The organism is Bordetella sp. (assembly GCF_057362025.1).
This window is the reverse complement of sequence record NZ_JBMQQZ010000100.1, coordinates 33,110-54,431: the sequence shown is the minus strand read 5'-3', so window position 1 is coordinate 54,431 and position 21,322 is coordinate 33,110. Positions and strand designations below refer to the sequence as shown.

Genomic DNA, 21,322 nt, shown 5'->3' with positions numbered 1-21,322 from the left:
GAAGTCGTTCGAATCGTCAGCCGTCATCGTCCGCAATCGTTCCGTGCCATGCCTGGCATGGGCATTGCAGGCGGTGGCGCGACGCGTATCCACGCGGCACCCGCTTCGCAAGGAGGCCACTATGCGTGTTTTCGACTTGTTCCTGCGCCGTGCCGGCGTGGACCGTGCCGCCATGCCCGATCGCCGCGATGCCAGTTCGCGGCTGACCGTCGTTTGTCCGCGCGATGCGTTGAGCGCGGTGCGCAAGCACATCTTCTCCGACTTCAAGGCCGCGGGCCTGACGGTATCGAGGATGCAGGTCGACCAGGGTGGCGACAGGCAGCTCGCTTCGGCGTGCATCACCGTTAAATGTCCGGCTGAAATGAGATCGATACTTATGTCGCAAGCGCGCCAATTGCAGGCGCATCCGAACATCGCGCACGTACACTTCGGCGACCGCCGCGGTGTCGCAATTTGAAGGGTAGACTTGCACGCGGCGTTGATCTCTGGGGCTGCATGCAATGAAGCGATTTGTTCTATTCGCCGCGCTTACCAGCGCGGCGTTGTTTTATCCCACTATCGCCAGCGCGGATGATGGCGATCCTCCGGGCACCCACGTCACGCTGTACGGATTGATCGATCTTGCCGTTGCCAGCCAGCACACTTCCGGCCAAGGTACGAGCAACGGGCTGCTCACTGGCGGGCAGACGGATTCGCTATGGGGCATGCGCGGCAAAGAAGATCTGGGTGCCGGCTGGCATGCTTCCTTCCAGCTGGAAACCGGTTTCAATGCCGCGGACGGGCTGGTGGAAGACGATAGCGGGCGCCTGTTCAACTACAACGCCTGGGTGGGATTGGGAAGGGACACCTTGGGCGAAGTCCGCCTGGGACGACAGTCCACCATCGGCCGCCAGTTCGGCGGCGAGCTCGAACAGGCCGGCTGGAAGGACATGGGCCTGGGCTCGACATTCAAGGCATCGGACAACTTCCAGTTCGATAATACGGTCAACTATTTTTCTCCCACGGTCGGCGGACTGAAGGTCGGCTTCGGCTATTCCTTCAATGCGGACGACGGCAGTGCATCCGGATTCCGCACGGCCAACAACAACCGGGCGTACAGCATCGGACTGCACTACGAGCAGGGTCCCCTGCTGGCAATCGCTACCTGGGACGAGATGCGCCTGGGAGCGCCCGTCGCAATGGGCGCCCGTCCGCGTGCCTTGCAGTTGGGCGTGGCCTACGATTTCGATGTCGTCAAGATCGCGGTGGCCTGGTCGCGCCAGCAAGACGGCTATGTCGGGCTGGACGGCGGCGATCCGGATGGGCTGGGCCTGGGCCTGGGACCCAGCGCCTTCGTCCATGGCGGACGGGTGGACGCCTGGTATATCGGCGCGACGGTGCCGCTGGGCCCGGGCAGCCTGGTGGCGCAGTGGTCTCCTGCCAAACCCTCCTGGTCCTGGCAGGACGGCAAGGCGGCGCGCACCGCCCAGGTGGCGACGCTGGGTTATATCTATCCGCTTTCACCGCGCACGAGCCTGTATACCTTCGCCGGTTATGCGCGCAATTACACCCTGGACAATCAGTTCGATCCCGCCAATTCGCACACGACGCGGGTGGCGGTGGGCATCACCCACCAGTTCTAGCATCCGCGGCCGGGGTGCCGGCGCCGCCGTCCCGGCCGGCGACTACAATGGACTATCCCGCGCATCGCCCTCCCGGTGGTGCGCGCTTCAGGATCGTCTCCGTGCTCCTGCTCGATTGGCTTACCCCCTGGGAGTTTTCGCCGACGCTGGTGGCCCTGTTCGCCGCCGGTGGAATCCTGTTCGTCCGTGGCGGACGCGTGCATCGCGTCTCGGGCGCGCGCAAGGCGCTGTTCTGGAGCGGGATGGTGCTGCTCTACCTGTCGCTGCATACGCGCCTGGACTACTACGCGGAACGGATGTTCTTCATTCACCGCATTCAGCATCTGGTCCTGCATCATCTTGGGCCGCTGGTCATCATGGCGGCCTACCCGGGGTCGGTCATGCGCGCCGGCCTGCCACCCGTCGCCCGGCAGTGGCTGCATCACATGCGCGCCACGGCCGCGGGACGCTGCGTGGAAGCCGTCCTGACCCACCGCATCCTGGTGCCGGTTCTCTTTGTTTTCCTGGTCGTCGTGTGGCTACTGCCGACGATACAGTTCTATTCCATGCTGGACTGGCGCCTGTACCGCCTGATGAACTGGTCCGTCGTGATCACGGGCTTCCTGTACTGGAACCTGATCCTGGACCGGCGCCCCAGTCCGCCAGCCGCCATGTCGCCGGGCGGGCGGGTTCTGTCGCCGATCTTCACCATGGCACCGCAAATGGTGGCCGGCGCCTATATCGCGCTGACGCAGCGCGATCTCTATCCCTTGTTCGAGCTATGCGGCCGGGCGATTGCCATGCCGGCGCTGATGGACCAGAGCATAGGCGGCTTGACGATGTGGATTCCCGCCGCGCTGGTGGAACTGATCGGCCTGCTGGTTGCGCTGGGAACCCTGATGCGCTTGTCCGGCAAAGGGCGGCTGCCCACGCGCAAGCGGCGCGGGCGTGTCGGGATGACGGCGCCGCCCGCTATCCGCTAGCGCGTCAACCCGACTGCCGGTTGGTCCGGCCTTATTCCTGATCCGGCTCCAGGCCGTGGTACTTGCGTCCCAGCGCGACGGTAGCCTGGAACATCCCGTGCTTGTTGCCGCAGTCGTAGCGCGTGCCTTCATAGCGGTGCGCGAAGACTGCGCGTTCGCGCATCAGCGATGCGATACCGTCGGTCAGCTGGATTTCGTTGCCGGCACCCATCTTGGTGGCGCGCAGGTGTTCGAAGATTTCCGGCTCCAGCACGTACCGGCCGACGACGGCCAGCGTGGAGGGCGCATCGTCCGGCTCGGGCTTTTCCACGATATGCGTGACGCGCTCCGTGCGCTCGTCAACCTTGCGCGCGGCCACGATCCCGTACTTCTTCGTTTCGGAGCGCGGTACATCCTGTACGCCGAGTACGCTGCCGTCATACTTGATGGCGGTATTCACCAATTGCTTGAGCACAGGCGTGTCGGCATCGATAAGGTCGTCGGCCAGCACGACGACGAAGGGCTCGTTGCCGACGGCGGGCTCGGCCGTCAATACCGCATGGCCCAGCCCCAGGGGCGCCGACTGCCGGATATAAATGCAGTTGACGCCGGCCGGCAGAATGCCCCGCACCATGTTAAGCAGTTCGAACTTGCCTTTCTTTTCGAGGTCAGACTCCAATTCCGGCGCGGAGTCGAAGTGATCTTCAATGGCGCGCTTGTTGCGGCCGGTGACAAATACGAGGTCTGTGATGCCCGCGGCCACGGCCTCTTCCACGGCGTACTGGATGAGGGGCTTGTCCACGACTGGAAGCATTTCCTTGGGCATGGCCTTGGTGGCCGGCAGAAAGCGGGTGCCCATGCCCGCAACGGGAAATACAGCTTTTCTTATGGGTCGCATCGGAGCCTCAATATGATGAAATATCGCTATAGCTAGGGAAAGAATACTTTGTGCCTGGGTATGATACTCGCATGAAACACGGGACTTCGCGGCAGTCGGCCTACGTAAATAAGCCGCTCATGCTGTTGCTTTGTGCTTCATTATTAAGTGGAGCGCCATCGTCCGCATGGACTCAGCCGGTGGGCCTACCCTCGATGGGTGCCGCGTCGGCGGACCAGTTGTCGCCCTACGCGGAACGGCAGCTGGGCGACGTCATCATGGCCGAAGGCCGCCGTGACCCGACGTATATCGCTGACCCGGAAATCAACCAATACCTGACTGCGATGGGACGCAAGCTGGCGTCGTTTTCTCCCGGGGCCGTGCCCACGGTGGACATGTTCGGTGTGCGGGATCCCGAGATCAACGCGTTCGCCTTGCCGGGGGGATATATCGGCGTGAATAGCGGCCTGGTCGTGGCGACGAAGAGCGAGTCCGAGCTGGCCGCGGTGCTGGCGCACGAAATCGGCCACGTGGTGCAGCGGCACATCGCGCGCGGGATGACGCAGGGCAACCAGACCAATGCCATCATGCTGGCCTCCGTCGCGGGCGCTCTGCTCGCCGCGCTGGCCGGTGGCGGCGGCAACCTGGCGGCTGGCGTGGCCGCCTTCGGCCAGGCAGCCGCGATCGATCGGCAGCTCGGTTTTTCGCGCGATGCCGAACGCGAAGCCGATCGGGCCGGCTTCCAGATGCTGACGAGCGCGGGGTACAACCCCAGCGGCATGTCGCATATGTTCGAGCGCTTGATGAGCGCATCGCGCCTGAACGAGGGGACCGGTGGAGGTGCCTGGGCGTCCACCCACCCCTTGTCCATCGACCGTATGTCCGATATCGAGAACCGCGTGCGCAACCTGCCGCCGGGGCATCACGTGGACAGCACCGACTACTGGTACGTGCGCGCCAAGATGCGCGTGATCCAGGGGCAGGATACGGCGGGACTGCGCACCACCACCCAGCTGTTCCAGGACGAGACGCGGACGCTGACGGGTGTGCGGCAATCGGCCGCATATTATGGCCTTGCGCTGAGTGCCATGCGGCGCGAGGATCTGCCCGCGGCGGATAACTTCCTGAAACTGGCCACCGCCGATGGCCGGTCCGCGCCGGAGCTGGACAGATTGGCCATCGATCTGGCCAATGCGCAGAAGGACCATGTCCGCGCCTTATCGCTGGCCGAGACCGCGTGGAAAGCCTGGCCCGGCCGTTACGCCATTGCCATCGCCTATGTGCAGGCCCTGCAGCAGTCCGGGCGGGATGCCCAGGCCCAGGCCTTCCTGCGCGACCGCGTCAAGCAATGGGGCGAGGACGAGCCCGTGTTCTACCAGTTGCTCGCGCAAAGCGAAGAAAGGACCGGCGACCGCGTGCAGGCCCGGCGCGACATGGCGACCTACTACACGGCGATCGGTGCCTTGCCGGCGGCGGAAGCGCAACTGCGGCAGGCGCGCGACATATCGCGCGACTTCTATGTGTCGTCGCAGATCGACGTGCAGATCAAGGAAGTCAGGGACAAGCTGGACGAGCAGCGTCAGCTGTTGCAACGCTTCAAAAGCTGATCGGGTCTCGCTGAAAATGCAAACCGGGCAGGCCCGCGCGGGCCGGACCTCAGCTGCCGGTTTCGAAGAACCGGCCCAGGCGTTGCGGCAGCCATCCCAGATGGGCCGGAAAGGCGCCGGTGGGAAAGCCCGCGTGGCCGCCATTCGCGGGCTGATGCAGGAGTACCTTGGCGGAGCAGTCCGCCGGGCCGGGCAGCGCGGGCTCCGGGAAGAACGGGTCGTTGCGTGCGTTGAGCACCAGCGTGGGGACCGCGATGGCGGCCAGCCACGGCTTGCTGGACGCGCGTGTCCAGTAATCCAGCGCGTTGCGGAATCCATGCATCGGTGCCGTATAGGCGTCGTCGAAGTCGCGCAGATTGCGCGCGTGGGCGATGCGCATGACATCGATGGCGCCGGGAAAGCGGCGCGCCTTTTCCAGCACTTTATGCTTCATGGTGCGCAGGAAATAGGCGGTGTAGACATGGCGATTGATGAACCCGCGGCACAGGCTGTTGCCCCCCGCGACGAGGTCCAGCGGGACTGAAATGCCGGCGCAGGCCGCCAGCCAGTCCACCGTCTGTTGCTGTTCGCCGATGTACTTCAGCAGCGCGTTCCCGCCCAGCGAGACGCCGACCGCATGCCAGCGCGCATGGGGCACACGCGCGCGAACGCTGTCGAGCATGAAGCCCACTTCGTCAGAATCGCCGGAATAGTAGGCGCGCGCCAGGCGGTTGGGCGTGCCGGAGCACCCGCGGAAATGCGCGATGGCAACGATCCACCCGCGGGCACGGAAATGCTGGGCGATGGCTTGCGCATAGCGGCTCAGGCTGCCGCCTTCCAGCCCGTGAAAAAGCACCAGTGCCGGCGTGCCCGGCAACTGGGGCAGCGATGCCCAATCGGCTTCCGTGATCCAACGTGCCGCCGCGGACTTGGCCGTCACTACCGGAGGTGCCGTCGCCGGCTGGCCATCTGCGGATTTATGCGGGAACAAGCCCGGGCCGGTCCAGTCGATGTCGATGAAATCGCCGTCCGGCGTATCGACGCGTTCGCGCACGAAGGCGATGCGGTGATAGCGGGCCAGGGTGGCGGCGTACAAAGTCTGGCTATGCCCATCGGGCAACCAGCGCGGTACGGGGCAGGGAGTGGTATCCAGGCGAGCGGTGGCCAAAAGCTGTTACCCGCCTAATGCAGCATGCCGGGAACGTCGCTCAGGTCCAGCAGTCCGGCTTCCGCCGGCGCCGCCGATGCGTGGTGCATGACCAGGCGCCAACCCGTCGCTCCCTTGTGATAGATGTTCGTGGCGTAGCAACTGACATAGCCGTCATGCGGGCCGCGTGCGGTTTCGACGTGCTCGACCAGAATGTGCACCGCGCTGGCGATGCTTTGCATCACCACGGGTTGCATCGGCCGGATGTGCAGTGGACCGGCGGCAAGGATCGCCTGCCAGGATTCTTCTACCGCCTTGAGGCCGACCACGCGCAGTCCGCCCGGGTGGATGCATACGACTTCCTCATCATCCGCCCAGACCTGCATCAGGCGGGTCAGGTCGGCATGTTCCAGTGCCTCGTAGAAGGCGTCTTCGGTTTCTTGCGGCGTGGCGAACATGGGCGGCTTGGCGAGCGGAAAACGAAGTGGACGAAAGGGGGGGCAGGCGTGGGCTTTCAGTGCCCGTGGCTGCCGACAGCGGTGCCGGGCTTCAGCCGGTATTCGGCACCGCAATAGGGACAGCGCGCGGAACCCGTGTGAGCCACATCCAGAAAGACGCGGGGGTGCATGCTCCAGAGCGGTGCCTTGGGGCCGGGGCAGTAAACGGGCAGGTCTTCGGCGCCGACCTCGATGGTTTCGTGCTTGGAGGCGGTGGCGGCAGAGGTCATGGTGTTTCCTGAAAACGGTGGGTGCGGTGAATAGCGCAACGATAGCGGAGGAATCGATATCCGGGTAAGTAGGTGCGTCCCGCAGTCCTTGACCGACGGGGGCGCGGCCCATCCCGCCCGGGTCAAACCTTGGTCAGCCAGTGCTGGTATTTGGCATTGCGGCCTTGGACAAGATCGAAGAACGCTTGCTGAAGGCGCTGCGTGACGGGGCCGCGCCGGCCGGTACCGATGCGGCGGTTGTCCACTTCGCGGATCGGGGTGACTTCGGCCGCCGTGCCGGTGAAGAAGGCTTCGTCGGCAATATAGACGTCGTCGCGGGTCAGGCGGCGGGTAAGAACGGGGATTCCGAGGTCCGCCGCCAGGGCATGGATGGTGGAGCGGGTAATGCCGGTCAGCGCCGAGGCGATTTCGGGTTCCACGACCACGCCGTCCTTGACGATGAAGATGTTTTCGCCGGCGCCTTCGGCGACGAAGCCTTCCGTATCCAGCAGCAGCGCTTCGTCATAGCCGTCCTGCAGCGCTTCCGCGTTGGCGATGATGGAATTGGCATAGGTGGTGGCCACCTTGGCGCGCGGCATGGTCACGTTTACGTGCTGGCGCGCAAAGGACGAGACCTTGACGCGTATCCCTTCGGCCAGGGCTTCCTCGCCCAGGTAGGCTCCCCAGGGCCAGGCGGCGATGGCCACATGGACCTTGGCGCCCTTGGGCGACACGCCCATCTTTTCCGAGCCGTAGAACACCAGCGGACGCAGATAGCAGGATTCCAGCTGGTTGGCGCGCACCACTTCGCATTGCGCCGCTTCCAGGGTTTCGGCGTCGTAAGGGATGATGATCTGGTAGATGTGCGCGGAATTGAAGAGGCGCTTGGTGTGATCCTTGAGCCGGAAGATGGCGGTGCCGCCGTCCGTCTTGTAGGCACGGACGCCTTCGAACACGGACAGGCCGTAATGCAGCGAATGGGTGAGGACGTGCGTCGTGGCATCCCGCCAGGGAACCAGTTTGCCGTCATACCAGATGAATCCGTCGCGGTCGGCCATCGACATGTTCGTTCTCCTTGATTGGGCCGTATTGTATCAAGCAGCCGGCTACAATACGCCCCATTCCGGTGCGCCGCGGGCTCGTCCGCGGTGCATTTTTTGTCCGGCCGCGCCGCCGGTTTCCTTCCAGCTCAGGTCAGTCCTTGTCGTCCGAACCGGCAGTTTCCGATTCCGAAGGCCTTGCGGTCCGCCAGGCGCGCTGGACCGCCGCAAGGGAAGGCCTGCGTGCCGTCGCGCCTACCATGGTCGCCACCGGCGCTTGGGGGCTGGTAACCGGGATCGCCATGGTCAAGTCGGGACTGTCCGAAAACATGGCGCTGCTGATGTCGCTGGCGCTGTATGCCGGATCCGCGCAGTTGACGTCGCTGCCGCTGATCGCTTCGGGCGCGCCGCTGTGGCTGATCTTCGCCGCCGGTTTCGTCGTGAATCTGCGTTTCCTGATTTTCGGCGCGGCGCTGCATCCGTTTTTCCGCCACTTGTCGTGGCCGCGCCGCCTGGCACTGGGCTACTTCACCACCGATATGGGTTTCGTGCTGTTCATCCCGCGCTACGGCGATGCGCGCGTGCGCGGCACGCGCGAACAGCTTTGGTTCTTTATCGGGACGATCGCGCCCAGCTGGTTCGTCTGGCAGGGGACGTCGATCGCCGGCATCTACCTGGGTTCGCTGGTACCGGCCGCCTGGTCGCTGGACTTCGCCGCCGTGCTGGCCCTGCTTGCGATCGTAGTACCCCTGGCGACGACCCGGCCCATGCTGGCGGCGATGGCGGCCGCGGCGGCGACGGCGTGGTACGGCCAGGTCTTTCCCTTGCGGCTCGGGCTGGCGGCCGCGGTGTTTGCCGGCGTGGCGGCCGGCATGCTGGTGGAACGCCGCGTGCGGAGCCGCGCATGAACCTGGATATGGCATCCGAGGACGCATACGTCTATGCCGCCATCGCGCTGTTGGCCCTCTGCAGTCTGATCACCCGCGCCGGTTATCAGGTGTTCGGGGATTACCTGCCCTTGTCCGACAGCGTGCGGCGCGCCCTGCGCTATGCCCCGGCGGCGGCCCTGACGGCCATCATCGTTCCGGACCTGCTGCCCTGGCGGGCAGGCGTCGGGCCGTTGCTGGATATGAAGCTGCTGGCCGGCATCGTCGGCGTGCTGGTTTTCCTGCGCACGCGCAGCGCGGTACTCGTCATCGTCAGCGGCATGCTCGTGCTGTGGGGGTTGCGCTGGCTGGCGCCTTAGCGGCGGGGGCGCATGGCGGCTGCGCAGGGGACGTCCGCGCCGCCGCTCGGGCGGCGAGCGCACCGCCGGCGGTTGCCTGACCGGCAACGCCGGCCGGTGTTCCGTCCCGAATAAATTCGCTACAGAACTGGCGTGGAGTCCTACCTGCGCTAAAATGAACTTATCCACAGCAATCCGGGCCTGATTCCTTCTGTTTTCGTGCTTGCACGTGGCACCGGTATCTGCCTACCCCATGACTGAAACCAATCCTTCCGCAGCACCTTCAACGGATGCGCCGACACTCGCGTTTTCGGACTTCGATCTGCATCCACTGCTGCTCGCCTCGATTACGGAAACTGGCTACACCGTTCCCACCCCCATCCAGGCGCAGGCCATCCCCGTGGTGATCGCCGGGCGCGACGTCATGGGTGCGGCGCAAACCGGTACCGGCAAGACGGCCGCGTTCACGGTACCCATCCTGCACCGGCTGATGCCGATGGCCAATAGCAGCGCCTCGCCGGCGCGCCACCCCGTGCGGGCCTTGATCCTTACCCCCACGCGCGAGCTGGCCGACCAGGTCGCCGAAAGCGTCAAGCGCTACAGCAAGCGCACGCCGCTGCGTTCGGCCGTGGTGTTCGGCGGCGTGGACATCGGGCCGCAGAAGGAAAGCCTGCGCAACGGCTGCGAGATCCTCGTCGCCACCCCTGGCCGGCTGTTGGACCATGTCGAGCAGAAGAACGTCAATCTGGGCCAGGTCGGCATCCTGGTATTGGACGAAGCGGACCGCATGCTGGACATGGGCTTTCTGCCCGACCTGGAACGCATCATCAGGCTGTTGCCCGGGCAGCGCCAGAATCTGCTGTTCTCCGCGACGTTCAGCAACGAGATCCGTAAGCTGGCGCGTTCGTATCTCAGCCACCCGGTCGAACTCGAAGTCGCGGCGCGCAATGCCACGGCGGACACGGTGACGCAGATCGCCTACGAAATGAGCAGCGAGGCAAAGCGCGCCGCTGTCGTTCATCTGGTCAAGTCGCGCAATTTGAACCAGGTTATCGTTTTTTCGAATACCAAGATCGGCACCGCCAGGCTCGCGCGCGAACTGGAGCGCGACGGCATCAAGGCTGAATCCATCCACGGCGATAAAAGCCAGGCCGATCGCATGAAGGCGCTGGATGCCTTCAAGGCGGGACAACTCGAAGTGCTGGTGGCCACGGATGTCGCGGCGCGCGGGCTGGACGTGGCCGGCGTGCCCTGCGTGATCAATTACGACCTGCCGTACAACGCCGAAGATTACGTGCACCGAATCGGCCGCACGGGCCGCGCCGGCGCCTCCGGCGAAGCCATCGCGCTGTTTACCCCCAGCGAAGAGCGCCTGTTGCTGGACATCGAAAAACTGATCAAGCGGCCGGTGCCGCGCGGCGAGCTCGACGTGCCGGTCGAGCTGCTTTCGCGCAGCCGTGGCCACGGTCATGGCGATGAAGCGCGCGGTGCCCGCGACCGCCGCGAGCCACGCGGGCGTTCGTCCGGCGAACGGCGCTATGGCGAATCGGGCGCACGGCAGGCACCCGTGGACGACTTCTTCTTCAAGCCTTACGTGCCCAGCAACCCCGCGCCGGAATCCAATCCCGAGGGCGAAGCGCCGGCCGACCGGGCCGCCGCATCCAAACGCAAGGTGGCCGTGCTGCTGGGCGGCACCCGCAAGCCGTCCTGAACCCTTGAACCGTTTGCCCGGACTATTCCGCCAGTAGCGCGCGGATATCGGGCAGCTGGGTCGGCAGCGCGGCGCTGTCCGGTCCCAAGGACGCGATAAGGCGTTCCAGATGCCCGATGTGCGGCAGCATGGGGCCGAAAAAAACCGTCTTGCCCGCGCGTTGCACCAGCAGCGTCGGGAAGTTTTCCACTTCCTCCTCCCCCAGCAGTTCGGGATGGTCTTCGATGTCTATCCAGACGAAGACCGCCGCATCGGCCTGCGCGGCGAGCTGCTCCAGCTTGGGCCGGTATTCGCGGCAGGTGTCGCACCAAGCGGCGCAGAAGCAGGCGACCAGGTCGATGTCGGGACGTTGAAGCAGGCCACGCAGGGCGGCACGATCTTTACCGGGTTCTAGGACTGACATATCGGCAGCGGCGGAAGTATTTAACTATCATACCTGCGATGCACAACCGGACGACCCTCATGCCCGCCTCTCCCTATTCCCCGACGAATCCGCCGCCCGCGTCAGCCGGCCTGGCCGGCGTCTGGCAGGCCTTCAGGCGGGCGGCGGTATCGCAATGCCATCCCGCCATGCTGTTCGCGGTGCTGCTGCCTTTCCTTATCGCGCTGGTCGGCGCGATCCTGCTGCTGTGGTTCTGCTGGACGCCCCTGACCGACTGGCTGCGCGACGAGGCGTCGCGATGGAGCGTCGTCAACAGCGTCGACGAATGGCTGGTTGCGGTCGGATTGTTTTCGCTGAAGGTATACCTGGTGCCCGTGGTGGCGGCGGCCATCCTGCTGCCGGTCTCGGGCATCCTGGGCCTGGCCATCGCGGCGATTTTCGTTATGCCGCTGGTCTTGCGCCACGTCGGCGAACGGGAATACGCGGCCGTCGGCAAACAGGGCAAGTTCGGCACCGCGGTCAGTGTCTGGAACGCCGTATGGGTCAGCCTGGCATTCGCGTTGGGGTGGCTGCTGACCCTGCCGCTATGGCTGGTACCCCCCATGGCGGTACTGCTGTCCATCTTCTGGTGGGCCTTCGCGTTTTCGCGCATGATGCGCATCGATGCCATCGTCGAACACGCCAGCCCGGAGGAAAGGCGCATCCTGATGCGCCGGCACAATACGGGCTTCTGGATCATCGGGCTGGTGTGCTCGCTGATCAATCTGCTGCCGCCCGCCTGGGTATTCCTGCCGGTGTTTTCGGCGCTGGTCTTCGCGCATTACGGCCTGGATGCCCTGCAGCGCTTGCGCCAGGAAAAAGTCATCGAGATGGGCCGCTGACCTTATTTGATGGAATCCGAAATGTCTCTCGATCCCGCGACGCCCCGCGTCGGCCTTATCATCGTCGGCGATGAAATCCTGTCCGGTCGTCGGCAGGACAAGCATTTTTCCAAGGTCGTGGAACTGCTATCCGCGCGTGGATTGCGACTGGCCTGGGCCGAAATCCTGCCGGATGACCGGGACACCCTGATCGCCGCCTACCGGCGCAGCTTCGCAGGAGGCGATATCGTTTTTTCCTGCGGCGGTATCGGCGCCACGCCGGATGACCACACCCGCCAGGCGGCCGCCGCGGCCCTGGATCTGCCGCTGGCGCTGCATCCCGATGCCGAACGCGAGATCACGCTGCGTTGCGCCGAAATGGCCGCGAACGGACAGGGCAGTGCGGATATGAGTACCCCGGAGAACCAGCGCCGCCTGGAAATGGGCCGCTTTCCCCAGGGCTCCGAGATCGTTCCCAATCCGTTCAACCGGATCCCGGGGTTTTTCATTCGGGAACATACCTTCGTGCCCGGCTTTCCCGTCATGGCCTGGCCCATGCTGGAGCGGACGCTCGATACGCGATACCGCCATCTGCATCATCAAACGGCGCATGCCGAGCATGCCTTCCTGGTCTACGGCCTGCCCGAATCCCGCATCGCGCCCGTCATGGACGAAATCCAGGCGCGCTGGCCCGGGGTGAAGGCGTTCAGCCTGCCCAGCGTCGGCGAAGACGGCAAATCGCCCCACATCGACCTCGGGGTCAAGGGAGAACCGGGCGCGGCGGCGGAAGCGATGAATTACCTTCGCGCCGAAGTAGAGCGCCTGGGCGGCCGTTTGACGCCGTCCGCCTGACCTGTCTGCTTCACCCGGGCGCGCGACGGCAGCCGTCCCCAGCCTGGCCCTCTGCCTATCCGCGTGGCCTCTTCCGTCTGGCCAGGCCACGCCGGTGGCCTGGGCCCGGCAGCTTCCGGGCGGCCGTTCAGGTTGCCAAAGCGCGCGACGTATTTCACAATACGGGAAATAACGAAATATTGCGCCGCCGCATTGCCGTGCTTCCCGCGCGGACCACGCGGGACCGGCGCGCAGAGCTTATGACCCGCCCCTCATCCCAAGCAAGCAGCGCCCATCAGCCAGGCGATGGCCACGCGACCATCGCGATCCAGGTCATCGAGCGTGCCATGCGGCTGCTCGATGCGCTGGCGGCCCAGCCCGAACCGGTCACCTTGAAAGAGCTCGCGGCAACGACGGGCCTGCACGCGTCCACGGCGCACCGCATCCTGAACGATCTGGTCGTGGGCCGCTACGTCGAACGGGTGGACAATGGCGTGTACCAGCTCGGTATGCGCCTGCTGGAACTCGGGTCCCTGGTCAAAGGGCGCCTGAACGTGCGCGACGCGGCGAAGGGGCCTATGCAGGATCTGCACGAGCTGACCGGCCAGACGGTCAATCTCTCGGTGCAGCAAGGCGACGAGATCGTCTATATCGACCGGGCCTGGAGCGAACGTTCCGGGATGCAGGTGGTGCGCGCCATCGGCGGGCGCGCGCCGCTGCACCTTACCTCGACCGGCAAGCTCTTCCTTTCCATGGCCGAACCCAGGCAGGTTCGCGCCTACGCCTTGCGCACCGGGCTGAAAGGCCATACCGACAACAGCCTGACGCGGCTGGACCTGCTGGAGCGAGAGCTATCCAAAGTGCGCAGCCACGGCTACGCGCGCGATAACGAAGAGCTGGAAGTCGGTGTGCGCTGCATCGCCGCCGGCATCCATGACGATAGCGGCAAGCTCGTCGCGGGGCTGTCGATTTCGGCGCCCGCCGAACGCATGCAGGACGAATGGATCGCGCGCCTGATGGATACGGCCGCGCGGATTTCCTCATCGCTGGGCTATGACGTCCGCGTCGCGGAAACGGCATTCGGCCAGGCAGGGGTGGAGGGTGGAGTGGCCGGCCGGCAGGATGGCGCCCAGGCCGCCTGAACCCGTTGTCCCCGAGCGGATGGCACCCGCGGGGGCTGGCGATATCGCGAAAAAAAGCCCGGACGGTGCAAGCACGGGCCGGGCTTTCGACGAACCCCGGCGGACCGGGGTTCTCGCGCTATCCCGCTACGCGGGTCGCGCGGCGGATGTTATTGTTTTTGGATATTGGCTTTCTTGAACAGCTCGGCCCATTGCGGCACCTGCTGCTTGACCTTGGCATCCAGGGCCTGCGGGTTGGCGTCGTCCACCAGCACCGCGGCGCCCAGCGTCCGCATGCGCTCCTGGAACTTGGGGTCCTTCAGGCCGGCCTGCAGGGCCTTGACCAGCTTGTCGACCACCGGCTTGGGCGTGCCTTTGGCCACCCACATGCCGTGCCAGATGCCGACCTGGAACCCCTTGTAGCCCGATTCGTCCATCGTCGGCAGATCGGGGAGGGTGGCAACCCGCTTCAGGCTGGTGACCGCATACGCCTTTACCTTCTTCGCGTTGATCTGCTGCGTGGTGTTCGTCGTCTGGTCGCACAGCATGTCCACCTGCTTGCCGAGCAGGTCGTTCATGGCAGGGGCCGTCCCCTTGTAGGGCACTGTCAGCAGTTGCACGCCGAAGGCCTCGTTCAGCATGACGCTGCACAGATGGCTGGCGGCGCCGATGCCCGCGTTGGCCAGCGTGATCTTGTCGGCGTTCTTCTTGACGTACTCGGCCAATTCCTTGATGTTGTTCGGCGGGAAGTTGTCACGCGCCAGGATGGTCATCGGCACGTCCACCACCAGGCCGATCGGTTCGAAGCTCTTGAACGGGTCGTAGCCGGGGTCCTTGTACAGCGAGGGCGCTGTCGAAAAACCCACGTGCATCAGCAGGACCGTATAGCCGTCCGCCGGTGCCCGCGCGGCGAAGGTCGTGCCTATCGTGCCGCCGGCGCCACCCTTGTTCTCGACAATGATCGATTGCCCGAGCGACGGGCGCATGGCTTCGGCGAGCGATCGCGCGACGTTGTCGGTAGGCCCGCCGGCGGCGAACGGGACCACCATATTGACGACGTGGTCCGGGTACTCTGCTTGGGCGGCACCGGCCGCGGATAGCGCGACAGCCGCAAGAACGGCAGCCAGCCGACGGAAAGGGAAAGGCATGTTGTCTCCTCAATTTGCGGGTGCATACCCGCATACGGGTGCAAGTGCAATTGCTGCGAGGGCCTCTACGGGCCTACTCTGCATGCCAGTCTAGGCAATAAGCAGGGACGCGTCACCCTAGTTGTTTCCCCATGTTGCGCCGTTTTCACGGTCTCTCTATCTTTTGCCGGTAGATGCGCTGTCATGATGCGCCGTCATACTGAAGCGACAGGCTGCCCGGGAAGCGATAGTCCGGCGGTGCGGGAACGTGATACCCCGCCGAATTGTGTGGGTTTGTTGCGACGCACCAAAAGTGCTTGACATCGCGTCGGCGATGCCTAAAATGTGAATTGTGCAGTGCACAACGGCTCGGGAATTGTGGTAGCCGCGAGCCTGGGGTGTTTCGGCAGTATGGAACCCTCGCATCTTCTTCCGCATCCCGCCATTTGCGCCCCCTGCGAAGGGGCAACTCGAGGAGATTCCCTATGAGCGCTATTCCGCAACAAGTCTTCGCCCGCCAAAAGGCCGGTATCAACACCCTGATCGCCACGCAGTCCGCGCTTTTCGCGGGCTTCGAGAAACTCGTGGACCTGAACCTGAAGGTTATCAAGGCCTCCATCGATGAAGTCGCGCTGCGTTCGCAGCAAGCTGCCGACGTCAAGGACCCGCAGGAAGCCCTGGCCTTCTCCACCGGCCTGGTGCAACCCAGCGCGGAAAAGGCGCTGGCCTACGGCAAGCATGTGTATGACATCGTCGCCGGAGTGCAGGGTGAACTGGTCAAGCTGGGCGAAGAGCATATCGCCGACAACCAGGCGCAGCTGTCCGAAGCCATCGATCAGTTGGCCAAGAACGCCCCGACCGGCACGGAAGGTGCCGTCGCGCTGATCAAGTCTTCGCTGGCGACCGCCACCAGCGCGTACGATTCGATGAGCAAGGCCGCCAAGCAGGCCGCCGAAGTCGCCGAATCCAATCTGAATGCCGCCGCCAACGCGACCTTCAAGGCTGCTTCGGATGCCGCCGACGCCGCCAACAAGGTTGCATCGCCCCGTAGCCGCCGCGCCGCCGCCTGAGTTCTTCGGGCCGGTACCGGCGCCCCGCTGTCGCGGGTGCTATCGTGGTAGACCAGTTTGAGCAGAGCTGGAGCTGGGCCGCCTGAATGGGCGGCCCTTTTTTTTGGGCGCGCCGGGGCGCTACCGTGCCCGTACCGCGGTGGCGTCCACGCATTCGCGGACCAGGGCCGGCCCGCGATAGATCAGCCCGGTGTACAACTGCACCGCATCCGCGCCCGCGGCCATCTTTTCGGCGGCCTGGCGCCCACTATGGATGCCGCCCACGCCGATAATGGACAAGGCAGATCCCAGCCGTTGTTTCAGCCGCGAGATGACCGCCAGGCTGAGTTCATGCACCGGCGGACCGGACAAGCCGCCGGCCTCTTCGGCATGCGGCAGGCCGGCCACGGCCGCCCGCGACAGCGTGGTATTGGTCGCGATGACGCCGTTCACGCCATAGCGCGGCAGGATATCGGCAATCGCGTCGACCTGCTCCGGCTCCAGGTCGGGGGCGATCTTGACTGCCAGCGGCACATCCCGGCCATGGGTATCGGCAAGCTGCTGGCGCGTCTCGCGCAGGCGCTCCAGCAGGTGGTTCAGCTCGTCGCCGCCCTGCAGGGAGCGCAGGTTCTGCGTATTGGGCGACGAAATGTTGACCGTCACATAGTCCGCGTGCGGGAAAACGCCGCGCAGGCCCTTCAGATAATCGTCCGCGGCCTGGGCGATTGGCGTGTCGGCGTTCTTGCCGATATTCAGGCCCAGAATGCCGCCGCGCGCGCGCCACTGGCTGCGCTGCACATTGGCGATAAAAGCGTCCAGGCCCAGGTTGTTGAATCCCAGCCGGTTGATCAGCGCATTGGCGCGGGGCAGGCGGAACAGCCTCGGCTTGGGGTTGCCAGGCTGCGGACGCGGCGTAACCGTGCCGACTTCCACGAAGCCGAAGCCCAGGTTGCCTAGCGCATCGATATGCGCGCCATTCTTGTCCAGACCCGCGGCGAGCCCGACGGCGTTCGGCACGCGCAGCCCCATCAGGGTGATGGGCGCGAGCGGCGCGGCATGCATCAACGAACGGGTCGCGCCGCAATCGTAGGCGCGCTGCAGCGTTTTCAGCGTGACTTCGTGGGCGGTTTCCGCATCCATGGCGAACAGCGCCCGGCGCGCGAGGGGATAGGCTTGGAACAGGATAGACATGGGGCGGCATTGTAGAGCGATCCGCCTGCGGATGGCGCGTTCGAGCGGGTTTCAGCGCGTGCGGGTGCGAGCCGGGGAAGGGCCGGAAGAAATCCGGGGACGCCGCGCGACACGCCTCAGGACGCCGTATCGTCCTCGGCGGGCGGGTCGCGCCAGTTACCGTCGATCAGCAGTTGGGCGGGGCGGAAACCCGCCTTGTAGGCCATTTTGCGGCTGGCCGCGATCCAGTAGCCCAGGTATAGCCAGGGCAGATCCAGGGCGCGGCACTGCTCGATTTGCCACAGGATGCTGTAGGTTCCCAGGCTGCCGGGCAGGTCCGGGTCATAGAAGGTGTAGACGGAGGACAGCCCCTCGTCCAGCACATCGATGATCGAGACCATCGCGAGCGTGCCGTCGGGCGCGCGGAACTCCACCAGGCGCGTGTTGACCCGGCTGGTCAGCAAAAACTGCGCATACTGCGTCCGGCTATCCTCATCCATCCCACCGCCCGGGTGGCGACCCTGCTGATAGCGGGTGTAGAGCTCGTAGTGTTCGGGCGACCAGGCCAGCTCGGCCACGAAGGAGCGCAGATCGCCATGCCGCTTCCATGCGCGCCGCTGGCTGCGGCTGGCCGCAAAGTGCTCGGTATCCACGCGCACCGGGATGCATGCCTGGCAACTGTCGCAGTGCGGCCGGTAGGTGAAGAGGCCGCTGCGCCGGAAACCCTGTTCCACCAGTTGCGAATACGTGCCGGCGTGGATCAGGTGCCCGGGCGCGGCAACTTGTGAGCGTGCCTGGCGCCCAGGCAGGTAGCTGCAAGGGTAGGGGGCCGTGGCATAGAACTGTAGGGTGGAAAAAGGAAGTTCTTTTAGCTGGCTCATGCGCGCTCGCCAGCAGGTGTGAGGCCCTGTGGCGCTGCGGACATGATAACGCCTAAGGCGCTAGGGCGTCGTCTCGCCTAAAGGCAGCAGGCGTCCACGCGTATCGAGCCTGCCACACTGCCAGGGCGGCGCCGGCAACGTTACCAGTTCCGCCACGCGGGCCACAAAGCGCGCGCGGGGGACGGGGCGCGCGCCCAGGCTGGCCAGATGACGGGTCTGTTGCTGGCAGTCTATCCATGGAACCCCGTGGTTTTGCAAAAATCGCACCAGGTGCGCCAGCGCGATCTTCGAACCATCGGAGACATGGGTGAACATGGATTCGCCATAGAACATGCCGCCCAGGCTGATGCCGTACAGGCCCGCGCTCAGTTCGCCGTCCACCCAGGTTTCGACGCTGTGCGCCGCGCCCGCACGGTGCCAGGCGGCGTAGGCGTCGCGCATGTCTTCGGTGATCCATGTGCCGGACAACCGATCGCGCGGCGCGGCGCAGGCCGTCAGCACCCGCTCGAACGCGGTGTCCACGCGCACCTGCACGCGCGGATGGGGCTGCTGTTCCTCGCGGGCCAGCCGGCGCAGCAGCTTGGCCATCGAATGCGAGACGACGAAGTCCTCGCAGGCCAGCACCATGCGCGGATCGGGCGACCACCACAGGACCGGCTCGCCCTCCGAATACCAGGGAAATATGCCGCGCGAATAGGCCTCCGTGAGCCGCTGCACCGACAGATCGGCGCCGGCCGCCAGCAGGCCGTCGGGGTCGCTCATCGCGCACTCGACCGGCGGCAGAGGCGTATCGGGATCAACCCAGGGCAGCTTCAATGATGTTCTAGCGAATAGCGATGGGCACCGAAGACGCCGCGGCGGCGGTCTTCCAGGAAGTGCCGCAGCGTGGTGACCACCGTGCGAAACGACAGCTCATCCCAGGGAATTTCGGCTTCGTCGTAATAACGCGCATCCAGGCTTTCCGGCCCGGGGTCGAGGTCCGGGCTGAGCGCGCGGGCAAGATAGTAAATATGCACCTGATCCACCTGGGGCACGTCGATGACGGTGAACAGCTGGCCCAGTTCCACCCGGGCGCCGGATTCCTCCAGCGTTTCGCGCGCCGCGCCCTGGGCCGTGGTTTCGCCCAGTTCCATGAAGCCGGCCGGCAGGGTCCAGGTATCGTAGCGGGGCTCGATCGCGCGACGGCACAGCAGGATACGGTTTTCCCAGACCGGCAGGGTACCCACCACGACACGGGGATTCTGGTAATGGATGGCGCCGCAGTGATCGCAGATATCGCGTTCGCGGTTATCGCCGTCCGGCACACGCCGGTCGACGGGGGAACCGCACTGGCTGCAAAAGCTGGCACGGCGGGGCGCCGGGAAATAGTGGGTGGGCTTTTCGCTCATGATGCCGATTCTAACGGCTAGCCCGGTCGGCAGGGGAAGGGAGCGGATTGGCGACGAAACCCAGTTCCTGTTCCAGGGCGTCGCGGTGCACGCGGCGCAGCGGCACGGCGCTGCCGGATGCCGGATGGCGCACCTGCAGGGCGCCGGTATCGTCCAGCCGGGCTGCCGCTTCCAGCGCATCGGTTCCGTCTTCCAGCCGCATGGCGTCCATCAGGGCCGGCACATCGCGTCCTGCGACCATCCCGGGGCCGGCGTCGGTCCGTGCATACAGCCGGTGCGATTCGTCCAGGTACCAGGCGGTTACCTCATGCACGGGCAGGCCGGTGTGGGTCTCCAGGGTGGACGCATCGGCGCCGGTGCGCAGAATATAGGGCGCCGCATCCAGCCGGACATAGACCCGCTGCGGACCGTTCTGGAAAAACCAGCGTCCCTGGTCGTCGTGATCGTAGTTGCGCGCCATGTAGGCCAGGATCGCGGGGTTGCCGATGGAGACGCCCGCTCCGCCGCGCGCCGCGTCGCCTTCCGGATGCAGCCGCCACTGGCCCGCGGCATTCAGCGATAGCCAGCCCGCCACGGCGGGTACGTTGGGCCAGCGGGCGATGGCGTCGAGTACGGAGGCGTCCATGATGGTCTCCTGGGTCAGTGTTCATCGTGCGCGGTGTCGCGCGCGACCGAGCGTATCGATATGCCGCGATCGCGGCGTCCGGCGGGTCAGGCGATGCCGGCATCGCGCAGCGTCGAGGGGCATAGCGACATGCCGCCCGTCAGCATTGCGCCTGGTTCCAGCACCGTGGTGCCGGTGTCCGCGTCATGTCCGGGATTGCCCGTGCCACCGGCGGCCGTATAGCGATTGAACGCGTCCGTCATGTGCGAAACGGGTTCGACCGCCAGATACGGTTTGCCGGGCGGCGTGAAAATGACCAGATGACTGAATGTCGCGTCGGCTCGCAGCGTGACGGCGGTATCGCGTTCCGGCCAGGCGATGGCTGCGCGGCCGCCGAAGCCGCGGAAGACATTGTCGTAGCTGGCGCCTTCGGCCAGCATGCCGGATGCCAGCGCAGCCGGAGCCGGCTGCAGGCGCCGCGGCAGGTTGGCATCATCGTTGATCCACATGTCGCCGACATCGGCCCACACCCGCGTTTGCGGCGTACGCGGAAAATACGGGTGCCAACCCAGGCCGGCCGGCTGCGGTTCCGCGCCGGTATTGCGGATCGAAAGTGTCATGTGCAGGCCGTCGTCGTCCAGCCGGAAAACCTGCCGGGCCGTGTACGGGAACGGCCATCCGGGTTCCGTGCCGCGGGGCGTGTACGCCTGCGCCAGGTCCGCGCTCGCGCGGGTCCTGGCCTGCACGTGCCATGGAAGCTGCCAGGCCAGTCCGTGCATGGGCAGGGGTGCGTAGTCGACGGTGCGCGGAATGGCATAAACCCTGCCGCCGAACGCGAGCCGGCCACCCGCGAGGCGATTCGAAAAGGGCAGCAGCGGATAGCAGGCCGTCAGGCGGGCGATTTCGGGCACGCCGTCGCTGGGCCGCAGGATGGGCACGCCGCGCCATGTGTAGCGCAGCAGGGTGCCGCCCAGGCGGGGGCAGATATCGACGCTGGCATCGCCGTGTTCCAGACGCAGTATCGTGTGGTTGTCCTCGTTCATACGGGCGCGGG

24 protein-coding genes are annotated in these 21,322 nt (G+C 65.5%); 11 read left to right on the top strand and 13 right to left on the bottom strand.

The genetic code is table 11. The features are described 5' to 3' along the window. Positions 1-121 precede the first annotated feature (121 nt). From ACO1P8_RS22535 to ACO1P8_RS22525, 3 genes are all read left to right on the top strand, one after another. Positions 122-457 (top strand): hypothetical protein, encoded by a 336-nt coding sequence (locus tag ACO1P8_RS22535; RefSeq protein ID WP_486298074.1) that lies wholly within the window; start codon positions 122-124, stop codon positions 455-457. Between the two features lie 43 nt (positions 458-500). After that, complete coding sequence (locus tag ACO1P8_RS22530) at positions 501-1,622, top strand: porin (protein WP_486298073.1); 1,122 nt, start codon at positions 501-503, stop codon at positions 1,620-1,622. A gap of 101 nt (positions 1,623-1,723) precedes the next feature. Further along, positions 1,724-2,584, top strand: a complete 861-nt coding sequence (locus tag ACO1P8_RS22525; RefSeq protein ID WP_486298072.1) for a cytochrome c oxidase assembly protein — start codon at positions 1,724-1,726, stop codon at positions 2,582-2,584. 31 nt (positions 2,585-2,615) lie between these two features. Here the strand turns inward: ACO1P8_RS22525 and galU are convergent, their stop codons facing one another. Continuing rightward, positions 2,616-3,461 (bottom strand): UTP--glucose-1-phosphate uridylyltransferase GalU, encoded by an 846-nt coding sequence (gene galU, locus ACO1P8_RS22520; RefSeq protein WP_094840394.1) that lies wholly within the window; start codon positions 3,459-3,461, stop codon positions 2,616-2,618. 71 nt (positions 3,462-3,532) lie between these two features. On the opposite strand from galU, the gene ACO1P8_RS22515 reads away from it, so the two are divergent. Continuing rightward, entirely contained in the window at positions 3,533-5,047 is a 1,515-nt protein-coding gene (locus ACO1P8_RS22515) for a M48 family metalloprotease (RefSeq protein ID WP_486298071.1), read from the top strand. A 49-nt stretch (positions 5,048-5,096) separates the two neighbouring features. Here the strand turns inward: ACO1P8_RS22515 and ACO1P8_RS22510 are convergent, their stop codons facing one another. The 4 genes from ACO1P8_RS22510 to ACO1P8_RS22495 form a co-directional block, all read right to left on the bottom strand. Beyond that, complete coding sequence (locus ACO1P8_RS22510) at positions 5,097-6,194, bottom strand: YheT family hydrolase (RefSeq protein WP_486298070.1); 1,098 nt, start codon at positions 6,192-6,194, stop codon at positions 5,097-5,099. Between the two features lie 14 nt (positions 6,195-6,208). Next, positions 6,209-6,631, bottom strand: a complete 423-nt coding sequence (locus ACO1P8_RS22505; RefSeq protein WP_486298069.1) for a nuclear transport factor 2 family protein — start codon at positions 6,629-6,631, stop codon at positions 6,209-6,211. Positions 6,632-6,687: 56 nt separating this feature from the next. Then, the gene (locus ACO1P8_RS22500; protein ID WP_486298068.1) at positions 6,688-6,900 is read right to left on the bottom strand and encodes a zinc-finger domain-containing protein; all 213 of its coding nucleotides are present in this window, start codon (positions 6,898-6,900) and stop codon (positions 6,688-6,690) included. A gap of 122 nt (positions 6,901-7,022) precedes the next feature. Further along, positions 7,023-7,943, bottom strand: a complete 921-nt coding sequence (locus ACO1P8_RS22495; RefSeq protein WP_486298067.1) for a branched-chain amino acid transaminase — start codon at positions 7,941-7,943, stop codon at positions 7,023-7,025. A gap of 137 nt (positions 7,944-8,080) precedes the next feature. On the opposite strand from ACO1P8_RS22495, the gene ACO1P8_RS22490 reads away from it, so the two are divergent. The 3 genes from ACO1P8_RS22490 (at position 8,081) to ACO1P8_RS22480 (ending at position 10,855) form a co-directional block, all read left to right on the top strand. After that, positions 8,081-8,827, top strand: coding sequence for an AzlC family ABC transporter permease (locus tag ACO1P8_RS22490; RefSeq protein WP_486298066.1), 747 nt, complete (start codon positions 8,081-8,083; stop codon positions 8,825-8,827). 8 nt (positions 8,828-8,835) lie between these two features. Beyond that, positions 8,836-9,165 (top strand): AzlD domain-containing protein, encoded by a 330-nt coding sequence (locus ACO1P8_RS22485; RefSeq protein ID WP_486298153.1) that lies wholly within the window; start codon positions 8,836-8,838, stop codon positions 9,163-9,165. Between the two features lie 232 nt (positions 9,166-9,397). Then, on the top strand, positions 9,398-10,855 hold the full coding sequence (locus ACO1P8_RS22480; protein WP_486298065.1) for a DEAD/DEAH box helicase: 1,458 nt from the start codon (positions 9,398-9,400) through the stop codon (positions 10,853-10,855). A gap of 22 nt (positions 10,856-10,877) precedes the next feature. Here the strand turns inward: ACO1P8_RS22480 and ACO1P8_RS22475 are convergent, their stop codons facing one another. Beyond that, complete coding sequence (locus ACO1P8_RS22475) at positions 10,878-11,258, bottom strand: thioredoxin family protein (RefSeq protein ID WP_486298064.1); 381 nt, start codon at positions 11,256-11,258, stop codon at positions 10,878-10,880. Positions 11,259-11,317: 59 nt separating this feature from the next. On the opposite strand from ACO1P8_RS22475, the gene ACO1P8_RS22470 reads away from it, so the two are divergent. The 3 genes from ACO1P8_RS22470 to ACO1P8_RS22460 all read left to right on the top strand — a co-directional run bounded on the left by ACO1P8_RS22470 (position 11,318) and on the right by ACO1P8_RS22460 (position 14,070). Further along, on the top strand, positions 11,318-12,118 hold the full coding sequence (locus ACO1P8_RS22470) for an EI24 domain-containing protein (protein ID WP_486298063.1): 801 nt from the start codon (positions 11,318-11,320) through the stop codon (positions 12,116-12,118). Positions 12,119-12,139: 21 nt separating this feature from the next. Beyond that, the gene (locus tag ACO1P8_RS22465; protein ID WP_486298062.1) at positions 12,140-12,949 is read left to right on the top strand and encodes a competence/damage-inducible protein A; all 810 of its coding nucleotides are present in this window, start codon (positions 12,140-12,142) and stop codon (positions 12,947-12,949) included. Positions 12,950-13,188: 239 nt separating this feature from the next. Next, the gene (locus ACO1P8_RS22460; RefSeq protein WP_486298061.1) at positions 13,189-14,070 is read left to right on the top strand and encodes an IclR family transcriptional regulator; all 882 of its coding nucleotides are present in this window, start codon (positions 13,189-13,191) and stop codon (positions 14,068-14,070) included. A 149-nt stretch (positions 14,071-14,219) separates the two neighbouring features. Here the strand turns inward: ACO1P8_RS22460 and ACO1P8_RS22455 are convergent, their stop codons facing one another. Beyond that, positions 14,220-15,197: a tripartite tricarboxylate transporter substrate binding protein BugD gene (locus ACO1P8_RS22455; protein WP_486298060.1), complete on the bottom strand. Its 978-nt coding sequence runs from the start codon at positions 15,195-15,197 to the stop codon at positions 14,220-14,222. A 464-nt stretch (positions 15,198-15,661) separates the two neighbouring features. Between ACO1P8_RS22455 and phaP the strand changes: the two genes are divergently transcribed. Then, on the top strand, positions 15,662-16,246 hold the full coding sequence (gene phaP / locus ACO1P8_RS22450) for a TIGR01841 family phasin (protein ID WP_094840405.1): 585 nt from the start codon (positions 15,662-15,664) through the stop codon (positions 16,244-16,246). Between the two features lie 120 nt (positions 16,247-16,366). On the opposite strand, the gene ACO1P8_RS22445 is transcribed toward phaP, so the two are convergent. From ACO1P8_RS22445 to ACO1P8_RS22420, 6 genes are all read right to left on the bottom strand, one after another. Continuing rightward, positions 16,367-17,416, bottom strand: coding sequence for a quinone-dependent dihydroorotate dehydrogenase (locus ACO1P8_RS22445; RefSeq protein WP_486298059.1), 1,050 nt, complete (start codon positions 17,414-17,416; stop codon positions 16,367-16,369). A gap of 116 nt (positions 17,417-17,532) precedes the next feature. Then, the gene (locus ACO1P8_RS22440; RefSeq protein WP_486298058.1) at positions 17,533-18,276 is read right to left on the bottom strand and encodes an arginyltransferase; all 744 of its coding nucleotides are present in this window, start codon (positions 18,274-18,276) and stop codon (positions 17,533-17,535) included. A 60-nt stretch (positions 18,277-18,336) separates the two neighbouring features. After that, entirely contained in the window at positions 18,337-19,092 is a 756-nt protein-coding gene (gene aat / locus ACO1P8_RS22435) for a leucyl/phenylalanyl-tRNA--protein transferase (protein WP_486298057.1), read from the bottom strand. Then, on the bottom strand, positions 19,089-19,664 hold the full coding sequence (locus tag ACO1P8_RS22430) for an NUDIX hydrolase (RefSeq protein ID WP_486298056.1): 576 nt from the start codon (positions 19,662-19,664) through the stop codon (positions 19,089-19,091). The genes aat and ACO1P8_RS22430 overlap by 4 nt, the downstream gene beginning before the upstream one ends. 10 nt (positions 19,665-19,674) lie before the next feature. Continuing rightward, positions 19,675-20,289: a DUF2946 family protein gene (locus ACO1P8_RS22425; RefSeq protein ID WP_486298055.1), complete on the bottom strand. Its 615-nt coding sequence runs from the start codon at positions 20,287-20,289 to the stop codon at positions 19,675-19,677. An 86-nt stretch (positions 20,290-20,375) separates the two neighbouring features. Beyond that, complete coding sequence (locus ACO1P8_RS22420; protein WP_486298054.1) at positions 20,376-21,311, bottom strand: aldose 1-epimerase; 936 nt, start codon at positions 21,309-21,311, stop codon at positions 20,376-20,378. Between the last annotated feature and the right edge of the window lie 11 nt (positions 21,312-21,322).

Coding starts and splice junctions, on each gene's coding strand:
- ACO1P8_RS22535 (WP_486298074.1), top strand. CDS start 122: ATGCGTGTTTTCGACTTGTTCCTGCGCCGTGCCGGCGTGGACCGTGCC.
- ACO1P8_RS22530 (WP_486298073.1), top strand. CDS start 501: ATGAAGCGATTTGTTCTATTCGCCGCGCTTACCAGCGCGGCGTTGTTT.
- galU (WP_094840394.1), bottom strand. CDS start 3,461: ATGCGACCCATAAGAAAAGCTGTATTTCCCGTTGCGGGCATGGGCACC.
- ACO1P8_RS22515 (WP_486298071.1), top strand. CDS start 3,533: ATGAAACACGGGACTTCGCGGCAGTCGGCCTACGTAAATAAGCCGCTC.
- ACO1P8_RS22505 (WP_486298069.1), bottom strand. CDS start 6,631: ATGTTCGCCACGCCGCAAGAAACCGAAGACGCCTTCTACGAGGCACTG.
- ACO1P8_RS22500 (WP_486298068.1), bottom strand. CDS start 6,900: ATGACCTCTGCCGCCACCGCCTCCAAGCACGAAACCATCGAGGTCGGC.
- ACO1P8_RS22495 (WP_486298067.1), bottom strand. CDS start 7,943: ATGTCGATGGCCGACCGCGACGGATTCATCTGGTATGACGGCAAACTG.
- ACO1P8_RS22485 (WP_486298153.1), top strand. CDS start 8,836: ATGGCATCCGAGGACGCATACGTCTATGCCGCCATCGCGCTGTTGGCC.
- ACO1P8_RS22480 (WP_486298065.1), top strand. CDS start 9,398: ATGACTGAAACCAATCCTTCCGCAGCACCTTCAACGGATGCGCCGACA.
- ACO1P8_RS22475 (WP_486298064.1), bottom strand. CDS start 11,258: ATGTCAGTCCTAGAACCCGGTAAAGATCGTGCCGCCCTGCGTGGCCTG.
- ACO1P8_RS22470 (WP_486298063.1), top strand. CDS start 11,318: ATGCCCGCCTCTCCCTATTCCCCGACGAATCCGCCGCCCGCGTCAGCC.
- ACO1P8_RS22465 (WP_486298062.1), top strand. CDS start 12,140: ATGTCTCTCGATCCCGCGACGCCCCGCGTCGGCCTTATCATCGTCGGC.
- ACO1P8_RS22460 (WP_486298061.1), top strand. CDS start 13,189: ATGACCCGCCCCTCATCCCAAGCAAGCAGCGCCCATCAGCCAGGCGAT.
- ACO1P8_RS22455 (WP_486298060.1), bottom strand. CDS start 15,197: ATGCCTTTCCCTTTCCGTCGGCTGGCTGCCGTTCTTGCGGCTGTCGCG.
- phaP (WP_094840405.1), top strand. CDS start 15,662: ATGAGCGCTATTCCGCAACAAGTCTTCGCCCGCCAAAAGGCCGGTATC.
- ACO1P8_RS22445 (WP_486298059.1), bottom strand. CDS start 17,416: ATGTCTATCCTGTTCCAAGCCTATCCCCTCGCGCGCCGGGCGCTGTTC.
- ACO1P8_RS22440 (WP_486298058.1), bottom strand. CDS start 18,276: ATGAGCCAGCTAAAAGAACTTCCTTTTTCCACCCTACAGTTCTATGCC.
- ACO1P8_RS22430 (WP_486298056.1), bottom strand. CDS start 19,664: ATGAGCGAAAAGCCCACCCACTATTTCCCGGCGCCCCGCCGTGCCAGC.
- ACO1P8_RS22425 (WP_486298055.1), bottom strand. CDS start 20,289: ATGGACGCCTCCGTACTCGACGCCATCGCCCGCTGGCCCAACGTACCC.
- ACO1P8_RS22420 (WP_486298054.1), bottom strand. CDS start 21,311: ATGAACGAGGACAACCACACGATACTGCGTCTGGAACACGGCGATGCC.